Raw genomic sequence first — 11,472 nt, forward strand, 5'->3', positions numbered from 1 at the left:
AACCATGTCCGATATATGGAACACGCGCATTAAAATCATCATTGGCTCACTATTGATTCTCTGCCTGATGATACTGATGGATAACTTCGGCAGCTACTAAGGTACTGACTTCACCGCAGAACACATCTGATTTGAGGCACCCTGTCGCTCTTACCGCCTTGCCGACAGAGACTCACCTCTAATCCACCGAAAAGCCTGCCGGATTGAGGCAGCCACACATCGACTGCACAACAATCCTGATAAAATCGACTCTGTTTATTAACCTTTCTTGGCCCGCGGACGTCCCGATGAGCGACCCCGCCCGCCACCGCGCGGCGGACGGCCATTACCAGGCTTGCCACCCGATTTGCCATGAGGGCTTTCCGCCTTGTCACCTGCTCCCATACCTTCGGCATGCGCGTCGGGATGGGTCGGCTTACCGATATCCAGCATCTCATTCGTAATACTGACCAGCGGAATGCGGCGCTCTACGTATGCCTCGATATCGGGCAGGCCGAAACAAAAGCGTTCGCAGGAAAAAGAGATGGCGGTGCCAGCTGCGCCGGCACGTGCAGTTCGGCCGATACGATGAACATAATTCTCGGCATCCTCAGGCAGATCATAATTAAATACGTGCGTAACCCCGTCAATATGCAGGCCACGGCTGGCCACATCCGTGGCTACCAGTAGCTGCAACTTACCATTGGTGAAGTCTTCCAGAATACGTACCCGCTTTGCCTGTCGCACATCACCGGAGAGAATACCTACGGAAAATCCGTAGCGAGCCAGATTGCGGGCCAGACGCTCACCAGTGCGTTTCTCGTTAATAAAAATCATCCCGCGCTCAACATTGGATTCACGCAGCAGGTGAATCAGTAGCGGCAATTTATCATCCATCGCCGTGTGATACATGGTTTCCACAATACCCGAGGCCGTAATACCGCCCTCTTCAGCACGCAGTTTCACCGGTTGATTCATATGCTCGTATGCCAGCTCCATCACCCTGTGCGACAGCGTAGCCGAAAACATCAGCGACTGGCGCTCATCGAACTTCGGCAGGCGACGCATCATAAAGCGCAAATCATTGATAAAGCCCAGATCAAACATCCGGTCCGCCTCGTCAATCACCAGCATCTCCGTCAGTTTCAGCTCATAGGCTCTCTTTTTGAGATAATCGATCAGGCGACCTGGCGTGCCGATCAGGATATCGACACCATCATCGAATGCCTTGAGCTGTTTCTCATAATCCACACCGCCATAGACTGTGTGAATCTTGAGGTCGGTGAATTGCGCCAGCTTGTGTGCATCTGATGCAATCTGAATCACCAGTTCGCGCGTCGGGGCGATCACCAGTGCACGCGGAAAATTATGCTTCCGCCCTGTTTTTGGCGGAGAGGTCAGCAGCCGGTTGATGGCGGTCACCAGAAAAGTAGCTGTTTTACCCGTACCTGTTCGGCCCTGTCCGGCCACATCCTTGCCTGCCAGTGTAATCGGTAAAGCTGTCTGTTGCACATCGGTCATGCTGGTAAAGCCCAGCGCATCGATTCCCTTTTGCAGGGCATCGGGAAGGTTCAGTTCTTGGAAAGTCGTTGGATTCATGCTGCGAAGCGTACGCGTCAAGCGATTGCCATGCCACTACAGGCTGATTAGGCTGCGCCGCCTTGCAATGAAAGCTGACGGGCTCATGGCGCAATTGGTTAGCGCAACCGGCTCATAACCGGTTGGTTCTAGGTTCGAGTCCTAGTGAGCCCACCACATAAGAAAATCGAGTCGAAAAAGCCTGCAACCCTTGTGATTGCGGGCTTTTTCTTGCAAATAGCGGCTCTCCTGCTCGAAACGGGACGGGGAATAGGGTTGAATCTCCCGGCCAGCGTTGTCAGCGTTCGACAGGCAACGACATTTGGCAGAGTGGCTTATCTATTGATAAGGACACCATAACAAACACTACATCAACCCGCACTTAAACAGAGAAGGAGCAACATGACACCGACACCAGAACAGATTGCCGATATGATCCGCACGCACCTGCCTGACGCAGATGTTGAGGTACGCCTTTATTCCGGAAATGATCATTTCGAGATGACTGTCGTGTCATCTGCCTTTATCGGTAAAACGCGCGTCGCCCAGCACCAGATGGTTTATGCCGCGCTTGGTGAGCACATGAAACAGGCCATCCATGCGCTGGCCCTGAAAACAGCAGCACCCAAGGAGTAATCATGACAGATTCAGCACTCAAACAGATTGATCAGGTTGTAAAAGAGCACGATATCGTATTGTTCATGAAGGGCACGCCCGATTTTCCTCAATGCGGTTTCTCACAGCGTGTTGCCGGCATCCTCAATGAGTATGAACTCCCTTACGCCGCAGTGAATGTTCTGCTCTCCGACGCGGTTCGTCAGGGCATCAAGGAATATTCCGACTGGCCAACCATCCCGCAGCTATATGTAAAAGGTGAATTTATCGGTGGCTGCGATATCGTTTCTGAAATGCATGCATCCGGCGAGTTAAAAGAATTACTGGCCCATTTGCAAAAAGACGCATAAACTTATGCTTCAATGGGTATCGGATTATACCCTGTCCACCACTATAAGGATGTAGATGCTAATTGAGACGGTCGCCATTTTCCGGTACTTTAGTGGTTCACTGCCACAACAGCACTTCTACAACCTGGAAATCCCTACACTCCCATATGCCGGGCGCTTCTGATGCAGACTAAACTGGCCCATAAACTGGGTCAGCGCCTTGCGCTGACGCCGCAGCTGACCCAAAGCCTCAAGGTTCTGGCCATGAACAGCATGGAGCTCGATGCCTATCTGGAAGAGTCCATCGAGTCCAATCCAATGCTGGATATAGACTTCAATGCCACACCAACCACGGATGCCGCGGGCGAAGAGCGGGCGCTGGAAATATCCGAACAGGATCAATGGCGTGAACAGGGCGATAATCGATGGGAAACCATGTATGCATCCGCCAGCAGGGATGACTACAACGAGCGCGAACCACTGTGGCAGCAGGAACAGAGCCTGAGTGAATCACTGCACGAACAGGTGGACCGTCAACCGATGAGCGAGGCAGAGCATCGGATTGCACATATGCTGATTGATTCGCTCGATGATGATGGCTATTTCCGCCTTGGCACGGATGCTTTTGTACGTGAAGTAGCCGACGAGATCACCACAGACGCAGAGGCCGTCGATAATGTGCTGCACAATGTGATTCAGCAACTCGATCCGTCAGGCCTCGGTGCCCGGGATCTGACTGAATGCCTGCTGCTGCAACTCGATGGCAGTCAGGAGATTGATATATGGGTCAAGCGACTGCTCCTTCACTACTCTGATAAACTACTACTGCCCGATGATGAACTGGCAGCAGCTGCCGATTGTGATGTGGAGACCGTCCAGCTCGCCCGCAGTCGGATGCGCCGCCTTGACCCCTTCCCCGGGCATGGTCTGCGAGGAGAAGAAAATTACTACATCCGACCTGAAATTGTTTTCCGCCGCAACAGCAATAACGACATTGAAGTGGATATCCCTGGCACAGGCTGGCGCGGCATTCGCCTGAATGAGCAGTGGAAAGAGCATGAATGGAAAGGCAAGGACAAGGAGTTCATGAGCCAGGCCATGAAAGAAGCAAAGTGGCTGCTACATGCGCTGGATCAGCGCAGTGAAACCCTGATGAAGGTGGCGCTGTGTCTGGCAGAGCGGCAACGGGCATTCCTGGAGTATGGCATACTGGGACTCAAGCCCCTGACCTTGCAGGATGTAGCTGAAGATGTGGGATTGCATGAATCAACCATTTCACGGGTAACCAACAGTAAATACGCCGAGACCCCGATCGGACTGATTGAGCTCAGACGTTTTTTCTCCGCTGGTTTGCCTACCCGGGGAGGAGGTACAATTTCTGTATATCGTGTACAACAACGGGTAAAGGCACTGATCGACTCAGAACCGGCTGGCCGGCCGATTTCCGATCAGGCCATTGCCGACAGGCTGCAGGCCGAGGGTATTGAAATTGCCCGTAGAACTGTAGCCAAATATCGTGAACAATTAGGGCTGCCGCCGAGCAGCCAGCGGAGGCGTACCGCCAGATCACGCCAGTAGTGATGCGCAGCATAGCGCATGCACAGGCCGCTTCAGCACCATTGGGGCTGCCAAACAACAACGGAGGAAAAACCATGCAAGTATCCATCACAGGTCGCCATGTAGAGCTTACAGAGCCAATGAAGGCCTATGTCACTGACAAATTACAACACCTGAAACATTCATTCGACCATGTGCTTGATGTGCACGTAGTACTTTCGGTGGAGAAATTTCGTCAGCGCTGCGAAGTGAGTATGCAAGCCAACGGTATCAACATCCATGGCAGCGATGAAACAGAGGATATGTATGCATCTATTGACGGGGTTATTGATAAAATCAACCGCCAGCTTAAGCGCTATCGTTCCAAGCTCCATCGCCATCAGGGTGGCGGGCAACGCGAAGGCCGGCAGATCAAGGTATCCCATCGGGTACTTGATGTCGCGGCAGAGCAAGACGAACTGAGTGAAGCTCATCAGCCGGCAACGCTCCGACATGAGTCCATTGATGCAAAACCCATGCATGTCGATGAAGCGGTGATGCAGCTGGAACTGGGCAGCCGCGACCTGCTCTTTTTCACCAATGACGAGACGGATCAGCTCAATGCCATCTATCGCCGGCCAGACGGCGCATTAAGCTGGATTGAACCAGAAGCCGCTTAAGCAGATACTCCGCAAACCATGACCCTGTTAACTGCAGAACATATCTTGCCGGACTCGAAAGCTGACAGTAAACGCGCTGTCATCACGGAGTTGGCCAACGTGCTGACCTCCATTGATCCGGATAGTGTGATGGAGGTGGTCATGGCGCGCGAGCATCTGGGCAGTACCGGTATCGGCCATGGGGTTGCCATACCTCATGGCCGCATGCCTGACCTGTCAAATCCTATCCTGGCTTTGGCCAGACACGTTAACGGCGTCGACTTTGACGCCATTGACGGCCAACCCGTACATATCATCGTATTACTGCTGGTCCCTGACTCGGATGACCGCCGCCACCTGGAGCTGTTGGCACAACTGGCCCGCAACCTGCAGCAACAAGCATTCAGGGAGCAGGTCATGCAAGCCACCAGTAACCAGATGCTCTGCCAGCTATTCAGCGGCGAAGGGATTTCAGGCTCGTAATGAAACAAGGGCGCCGGATCACAATACGTGAGATACTGGCGGCGCAGGGCACGGTCGCAAAAATGCGTCTGCTGGAGGGTGAGGCGGGACTGGATCGTTATATCGATCATGCGCGCATTCAGAAGCCATCTCTGGCCTTTGCCGGTTTCACCAAGAACCTCAGCGACTACCGCCTGCAGGTCATTGGCCAGACGGAACTGCAATATCTGGCCACGCGTACAGAAACAGAACAACAACAGGCAGTGGATGCGGTGTTTGCACTGCGGCTTGCCGGCGTTGTCGTGACGCGCAACCTGATGCCGCCCGACATCATCCGTGAGGCCGCCAGACGAACTGAAACGCCACTGATTATCTCAGAGTTTCCCTCCTCCACTTTCATGACCAACATGATGCTGTTCCTCTCCGACCGCCTGGCGCCGGTGGTCTACCAGCATGGCGTCTATATGGACATTTTTGGGCTGGGCGTACTGGTCACCGGAGCCAGCGGCATCGGCAAGAGTGAAATCGGTCTGGAACTGATTTCGCGCGGACATCGATTGATTGCCGATGATATGGTTGAATTTTCCCGCAAGAGTCCGGGCGTGGTTGTCGGCCGCAGTCCTGAGGCTCTGCGCTACCATATGGAGATCCGTGGCCTGGGCATACTCAATATCCGAGACCTGTACGGGGCTGCGGCAATCACAGATGCCAAACGCCTGAGTCTGGTCGTGGAAATGGTGCCCTGGGATCAACTGGCCCCGGAAGACCGCGTACTGGGAGAGGAGAGTGAAACCGAGTTGCTGGACGTCTCCATTCCGCGCGTTCCCGTTCCGATCCGCTCCGGTCGTTCTCTGGCCGTACTGGTTGAAGTGGCAACGCGCAATCAACTGCTCAAGCAACGCGGCATTCACAGTGGCGAAGCGTTTGTCCAGTCCCTGCAAAAGCGCATTGATCAGGGGAAATAACGAATGATCCTGATCAGCGGCCTCTCCGGAGCGGGCAAAAGTACTGTCCTGCACGCACTGGAGGACAGCGGGTTCTTCTGCACGGATAACCTGCCGGTCGAACTACTCCGCGACTGGTCAATCAGCATGCAGTTGCGCAAACAGCCTGCGGCCGTATGTCTGGATACACGCAGCGGCATGAATAGCCGTTCGCTGAGGGAAGCTGTTGCTGCAGTACTGGTTTCCGACGACTGGAAGCTGCTGTTTGTCGAAGCAGAGGATCAGGTACTGCAACGCCGATTCTCCACCGTGCGCAGGCGCCACCCGTTTGCTCCGAATGAGGACCTGATGGAAGCCATAGATCAGGAACGCGACAGCCTGATGCCGGTGCGGGAAATGGCCAATCTGATTCTCGATTCCAGCCACTTGACGCCGTATGAGCTGGCTGAAAAAGTGGATCTGTTCTGGCGGCAGCCGGAGTCAAACACAACGCAGATGTCCTGCACCGTTATGTCTTTCAGCTATAAATACGGCCTGCCCCCGCATGCAGATGTCGTCTTTGATATGCGTTTCCTGCCCAACCCCCACTACCAACCGGAGCTGCGACCGAAAACGGGCTGCGATGAAGAGGTCGCCGCATTTCTGCAGTCATACCCCGATGTGAATGAGGCGGAGCTGCGGATTCAGCACTGGCTGAAACTGGTATGGCCGCTGATGCAAAGAGAGCGCAAGCAATACTTCACCCTTGCTCTGGGCTGTAGCGGTGGACGTCATCGCTCCGTCTATATGGCCGAAAGAGTGGCACTATGGATTCAGCGGCAAGGCTGGCTGGTGCCGACCATCCAGCATCGGGAGCTCGGTGTTGTCTATCGCTGGGAAGCCGATGAAAAGCAGATGGAGACGCCATGATCGGCATTGTCATGATCGGGCACGCTCACATTGCCAGCCAGATGAATGAGGCTCTGCAACATATTCTGGGCGAACAGCCTTTGATTGCCACGGTAGACATCAATGATGAAAGCAGCACGGAATCTCTGGCTGCCCAACTGGAGCGGAAGATTCGCTCCTGCGATGTCGGTGACGGAGTGCTGCTGCTGGCCGATATGTTCGGTGGTACGCCATGCAATATTGCCATGGGCTTTCTACAGGCTGGCCGTGTGGAAGTGGTGTCAGGCTTTAACCTCCCGCTGCTGATCAAGGCCGCAACCATTCGGGACAAGGCTGCCAGTGTATCCGAACTGGCCAATCATGTAGTAGATTCCGGACGCCAGTATATCCGCATGGCATCCGATTTGCAGAGGAGCAAACGTGCCTGAGCGACGCATTCGTATCTGTAACAAGCTCGGCTTGCACGCACGTGCCTCCGCCAGACTGGCCAGTGAGGCCAGCCGTTTCACATGTAATATCCACCTGCTCAGGGATGACGTGAACGTCAACTGCAAAAGTATCATGGGCATCATGATGCTGGCGGCAGCCAAGGGCACTGAGCTGCTGCTACAGGCCGATGGCCCCGATGCAGATGCGGCGCTGGATGCCCTGGAGAGAGTGGTAAACGAGCGATTCGGAGAAGCCGAGTGAGTGCCCCTCGCAGTACAGGGAGCGCAGTAGCCGCCAGTCCCGGCATCATTATCGCCCGTACGCAGAAGCTGATGCATGGTCGCAGCCCGATTCCGGAGCGCCACCTGCCGGCGGATCGTATTGATCAGGAGGTCACACGACTGAAACAGGCCGTCGATGCAGCCATTGCTGAAATTGATTTCGAACGGCAACACCTGCGCGAGCTCGGTTCACAAGATCCGTTAATGGTGCTTGATGCCCATCGCATGATGATCAGGGACCCCGAACTCGCGCACAGGGCTATCACCCGAATTATGACCGAGTGTATTAATGCAGAGTGGGCCTTAAGGCAGCAGATCGATACCATTCAGATGGTGTTCGACCAGTCGGACAATACCTATCTTCGAAGCCGCCGGCATGATGTCGAACAGGCGGGCCAACGCATTCTGAACCAGCTGATGGATCAGTCACCGGCAAGCTCGCCTGAAGAAAGGTATCCGGTTCACCCGGATGAACCGGTCATTTATGTTGGGGAAGATTTTTCTGTCAGTGATATCGTGCAAATGTGGCGGCAAGGCGTTGCCGGCATCATCACCGAACAGGGAGGTGCCGATGCCCACAATATTATTGTTGCGCGCGGTATTGGCCTGCCTGCTCTGGTCGGCGCAACAGGTATTCTTCAACACACCAATGACGGCGACCAGATTATTCTCGATGGCGAAAGGCGCTTATGGATACTGAATCCACCGCCGGAAGAGCTGGCTACCTACAAGCAGTTTATCAAAGCCATTTCCATCAGTCGGGAGGCCCTCTCTGCATATGCCATGCAGCCTTCACTCAGCCGCGACGGGCGCGAAATAAAGTTGATGGCCAATATCGAGTTTCTCGAGGAGCTTGATCTTGCCGACCGGATCGGCATCGATGGCGTAGGGCTCTACCGTAGCGAGTTCCTGTTTCTTAACTGCAAGGAGATACCGGATGAGGAGATGCAGTACCGCTGTTATGCCTCCATCGTCCGTCGCCTGAGAGGCAAACCGGTGACCATGCGGCTGCTGGATATCGGCGGCGACAAGGCCTGCATGTACAGGCAGGCCACCAGTCGCGACTATAGTGGCTCCAACCCTGTATTGGGGCTGCGAGGCATTCGCCTGCTGCTGCGTTCACCCCGCCTGCTGACTACACAGCTGCGTGCCATGTTGCGGGCTGGCGAGGAGGGACCCCTGCATATTCTTGTGCCCATGGTGACCTGCTGTGAAGAGATGATTGAGGTGCGTAAACTGGCTGAGCAGCTGCATCACGACATGAATCTGCACCAGCCGCTCTCCATCGGCGCTATCATTGAGGTACCGGCAGCCGCGCTGGTAGCCGATGCGCTGGCAGAAATCAGCGACTTCTTTTCCATAGGCACCAATGACCTTGTTCAATATACGCTGGCGGCAGACCGCTCCGATGAAGAGGTGGCAAGCCTCTATCAGCCAAGCCACCCGGCCATCAAACAATTGATTTACCAAACTGCCGTGGCCGCGAAAAAAGCCGGGATTCCCCTGTCGGTTTGCGGTGAACTGGCAGCAAGCCCCGAATGGACATCAACCTTCCTGAACCTCGATATGCATGCCCTGTCGATGAGCCTGAACAATATTCTGCCTATTCGCCGCCATCTGAGTAAGCAGGATTATAAACCCGCCATACCTCCTGCTTTTTGACCGCCGGCGGCGCTCACTGGCTTAACATCTGGCCGTCGCAAGGCTATTGCTTCAGCATATAGCTGTATTAAGCCGGATCCCCGCCGTTTTATATTTTAGGAGACCTATGACAACCGAATCGAAATTGCGCCGTAGTGACCGTACAGGACTGTGGATGTTACTGGCAGTTGTCGCAATCACCGCAGCCGTTTTTTTCTGGACAAGCTCTCGCTACCACGAGGGAGGGAGTGCATCGCTGGAGACCCACATCGATGCGCGGGGACATCTGCATGTACTGGGCATCACACTGGGAGAGACAAATCTGAAGCAGGCAGAGATTATTCTGCAAAGCAAGAGCGATGTGGCGCTCTATATCTATCCACAGGAGCATCCGAAGGCCGGGCTGAAGCTGGAGGCATTTTTCCCGGCTATCGCCGATCATACAAAAGTGATCTTGCTACTGGATCTCACACAGGCTCAACTCAAGGGGCTCGAATCACGCGCAACCATCCCGCATCAGTATCAGAACCGAGTGGCCCGCATGAACCTTGCACCGGATGACATCATAAACATGCGCCATGCAACCATCTCCGAACTAACACTGATCCCCAATCTGATACTGACCGCTGAAAACCTGAAGAGCCGATTCGGAAAACCCGATCACATCAGGCACCTGGACAGTGAGCGGGATCAGTATGACTTTAACGCCATCGGATTACAGGCCACCCTCAGCAAGGAGAGCCCTCCCACGCTACATTTCACCAATCCGGCAGCACGGAAGTAACGCTACCATGCTCCGTCACATCTGATGCATATGCATCACACCACGGAAAATCGTCATCAACCCCAAAACCACCATCATCACTGCAGCCGTACGCATCGCGGTTGAACGTAGCGTCGGCGTCATCGCACGCAGCACAGATGGCACTGCCATCATCGCCGGAATCGTTCCCAGACCAAAGCAAGTCATCATCAATAACCCGTCCACGGCATCACCGGCGGCAAGCGCCAGCGACAAAGCAGCATAAACCAGGCCACAGGGCAGCAAGCCGTTGGCAAGACCCAGTGCATACCAGCCGCCTGCCCGGGCATCATTTGCAACGCTCCTGGCCAGCTGCGCCAGCCCTGTTCTTCGAGCCGCCCAAATACCGGCTCGACGCAAAGGATCCGGCAGCCAGCCAGCCAGGTTCATGGCAAACAAGATCATCAACAGGCCGGCCAGCAGAGCCAACATGCGCTGCAACAGGTCTCCGCCAAACACACTCAAAGCCGCGCCGCTGATGCCGACCAGCAAACCCAGCACGGCATATGTTGTTACCCGCCCAAGCTGATAGATCAGAAGTCCTGACCACCACACCTGTTGCCGACTAAGGGTAACCGCGCTCACCAGGCCGCCGCACATGCCGATGCAGTGCAGGCTGCCCATAAAACCCATGGTGAACATCAACAGCAGTAATGATGCGGATGTATCAGTCATAACGAACTATCACTGTCTCGATCAGATTCATCCATATCATCGTCATCGAGAATTCGGTGAGCCGGGCCTTCCATATCATCATACTGACCATTTTTTACCGCCCAGAAAAAGACCAGCACACTCACCAGGCCGAGCAGAATCATCCCCGGAATCAATCCATAAATAACATTCATGAATCCTCCTGTTCAGCCATGGTAGTCGACCTCCGCAAATTCGACAATATATAAATAAACAATAATATTCTCATTGACATGGGCGATCATTCCCACTAAAATAGTTTGCCGATTGTATTAAGGGGGTAAACCATGAAAAAAATGATCATTGCCATAGGTTCTCTGGCCATGCTGATGACTGTGTTTGCGGTCAACGAAGCCGCAGCCGGGCCTGAAAGTAAGTGCAAGGCCTGTCATACCTTTGATCAGGGCGGCAAGAATAAAATGGGACCGAACCTGTTCGGGATTGTCGGAGCCAAGGCAGGCAGCAAGGAAGGCTATAAATACAGCGACTCACTGAAGGATGGCAATTGGGTGTGGGATGATGCCAAACTGCAAGCCTGGGTCTGTGACTCCAAATCCGCCATCAAAGAGCTCACCGGCGATGACAATGCCAAAACCAAGATGGCCAAGCAGAACAAGTGCGGTGAAGATGCTGCCG

16 protein-coding genes and 1 tRNA gene are annotated in these 11,472 nt (G+C 54.3%); 14 read left to right on the top strand and 3 right to left on the bottom strand.

The window, feature by feature from the left end; translation table 11 throughout:
- Positions 1 to 4 precede the first annotated feature (4 nt).
- Positions 5 to 100: a hypothetical protein gene (locus SPV1_RS02680; protein ID WP_009849556.1), complete on the top strand. Its 96-nt coding sequence runs from the start codon at positions 5 to 7 to the stop codon at positions 98 to 100.
- Between the two features lie 158 nt (positions 101 to 258).
- Here the strand turns inward: SPV1_RS02680 and SPV1_RS02685 are convergent, their stop codons facing one another.
- Positions 259 to 1,578: a DEAD/DEAH box helicase gene (locus SPV1_RS02685; RefSeq protein ID WP_009849557.1), complete on the bottom strand. Its 1,320-nt coding sequence runs from the start codon at positions 1,576 to 1,578 to the stop codon at positions 259 to 261.
- A 79-nt stretch (positions 1,579 to 1,657) separates the two neighbouring features.
- On the opposite strand from SPV1_RS02685, the gene SPV1_RS02690 reads away from it, so the two are divergent.
- The 12 genes from SPV1_RS02690 to SPV1_RS02745 all read left to right on the top strand — a co-directional run bounded on the left by SPV1_RS02690 (position 1,658) and on the right by SPV1_RS02745 (position 10,125).
- Positions 1,658 to 1,734: transfer RNA gene (locus SPV1_RS02690), tRNA-Ile, on the top strand.
- A 225-nt stretch (positions 1,735 to 1,959) separates the two neighbouring features.
- Positions 1,960 to 2,193 (top strand): BolA family protein, encoded by a 234-nt coding sequence (locus SPV1_RS02695; RefSeq protein WP_009849558.1) that lies wholly within the window; start codon positions 1,960 to 1,962, stop codon positions 2,191 to 2,193.
- 2 nt (positions 2,194 to 2,195) lie between these two features.
- Positions 2,196 to 2,522 (top strand): Grx4 family monothiol glutaredoxin, encoded by a 327-nt coding sequence (gene grxD / locus SPV1_RS02700; protein ID WP_009849559.1) that lies wholly within the window; start codon positions 2,196 to 2,198, stop codon positions 2,520 to 2,522.
- Between the two features lie 162 nt (positions 2,523 to 2,684).
- Complete coding sequence (gene rpoN / locus SPV1_RS02705; protein ID WP_009849560.1) at positions 2,685 to 4,079, top strand: RNA polymerase factor sigma-54; 1,395 nt, start codon at positions 2,685 to 2,687, stop codon at positions 4,077 to 4,079.
- A gap of 74 nt (positions 4,080 to 4,153) precedes the next feature.
- Complete coding sequence (gene hpf, locus SPV1_RS02710) at positions 4,154 to 4,717, top strand: ribosome hibernation-promoting factor, HPF/YfiA family (RefSeq protein WP_018293990.1); 564 nt, start codon at positions 4,154 to 4,156, stop codon at positions 4,715 to 4,717.
- An 18-nt stretch (positions 4,718 to 4,735) separates the two neighbouring features.
- Positions 4,736 to 5,179, top strand: coding sequence for a PTS sugar transporter subunit IIA (locus SPV1_RS02715; protein ID WP_009849562.1), 444 nt, complete (start codon positions 4,736 to 4,738; stop codon positions 5,177 to 5,179).
- Positions 5,179 to 6,123, top strand: coding sequence for an HPr(Ser) kinase/phosphatase (hprK, locus tag SPV1_RS02720; protein WP_009849563.1), 945 nt, complete (start codon positions 5,179 to 5,181; stop codon positions 6,121 to 6,123). The genes SPV1_RS02715 and hprK overlap by 1 nt, the downstream gene beginning before the upstream one ends.
- Before the next feature lie 3 nt (positions 6,124 to 6,126).
- A complete protein-coding gene (gene rapZ, locus SPV1_RS02725; RefSeq protein ID WP_009849564.1) occupies positions 6,127 to 7,011 on the top strand; it encodes an RNase adapter RapZ in 885 nt (294 codons plus the stop codon).
- Positions 7,008 to 7,418 (top strand): PTS sugar transporter subunit IIA, encoded by a 411-nt coding sequence (locus SPV1_RS02730; RefSeq protein WP_009849565.1) that lies wholly within the window; start codon positions 7,008 to 7,010, stop codon positions 7,416 to 7,418. Before rapZ ends, SPV1_RS02730 begins: the two co-directional genes overlap by 4 nt.
- Positions 7,411 to 7,680: an HPr family phosphocarrier protein gene (locus tag SPV1_RS02735; RefSeq protein ID WP_009849566.1), complete on the top strand. Its 270-nt coding sequence runs from the start codon at positions 7,411 to 7,413 to the stop codon at positions 7,678 to 7,680. The genes SPV1_RS02730 and SPV1_RS02735 overlap by 8 nt, the downstream gene beginning before the upstream one ends.
- Complete coding sequence (gene ptsP, locus SPV1_RS02740; RefSeq protein ID WP_009849567.1) at positions 7,677 to 9,362, top strand: phosphoenolpyruvate--protein phosphotransferase; 1,686 nt, start codon at positions 7,677 to 7,679, stop codon at positions 9,360 to 9,362. Before SPV1_RS02735 ends, ptsP begins: the two co-directional genes overlap by 4 nt.
- A 106-nt stretch (positions 9,363 to 9,468) precedes the next feature.
- Positions 9,469 to 10,125 (top strand): hypothetical protein, encoded by a 657-nt coding sequence (locus tag SPV1_RS02745; protein WP_009849568.1) that lies wholly within the window; start codon positions 9,469 to 9,471, stop codon positions 10,123 to 10,125.
- A 15-nt stretch (positions 10,126 to 10,140) separates the two neighbouring features.
- On the opposite strand, the gene SPV1_RS02750 is transcribed toward SPV1_RS02745, so the two are convergent.
- Positions 10,141 to 10,818: a sulfite exporter TauE/SafE family protein gene (locus SPV1_RS02750; protein ID WP_009849569.1), complete on the bottom strand. Its 678-nt coding sequence runs from the start codon at positions 10,816 to 10,818 to the stop codon at positions 10,141 to 10,143.
- Positions 10,815 to 10,991, bottom strand: coding sequence for a cbb3-type cytochrome oxidase assembly protein CcoS (gene ccoS / locus SPV1_RS02755; RefSeq protein ID WP_009849570.1), 177 nt, complete (start codon positions 10,989 to 10,991; stop codon positions 10,815 to 10,817). Before ccoS ends, SPV1_RS02750 begins: the two co-directional genes overlap by 4 nt.
- Before the next feature lie 132 nt (positions 10,992 to 11,123).
- On the opposite strand from ccoS, the gene SPV1_RS14465 reads away from it, so the two are divergent.
- On the top strand, positions 11,124 to 11,472 hold a 349-nt coding region (locus SPV1_RS14465; RefSeq protein WP_009849572.1), incomplete at its 3' end, for a c-type cytochrome.

The organism is Mariprofundus ferrooxydans PV-1, assembly GCF_000153765.1.
Lineage (GTDB): Bacteria > Pseudomonadota > Zetaproteobacteria > Mariprofundales > Mariprofundaceae > Mariprofundus > Mariprofundus ferrooxydans.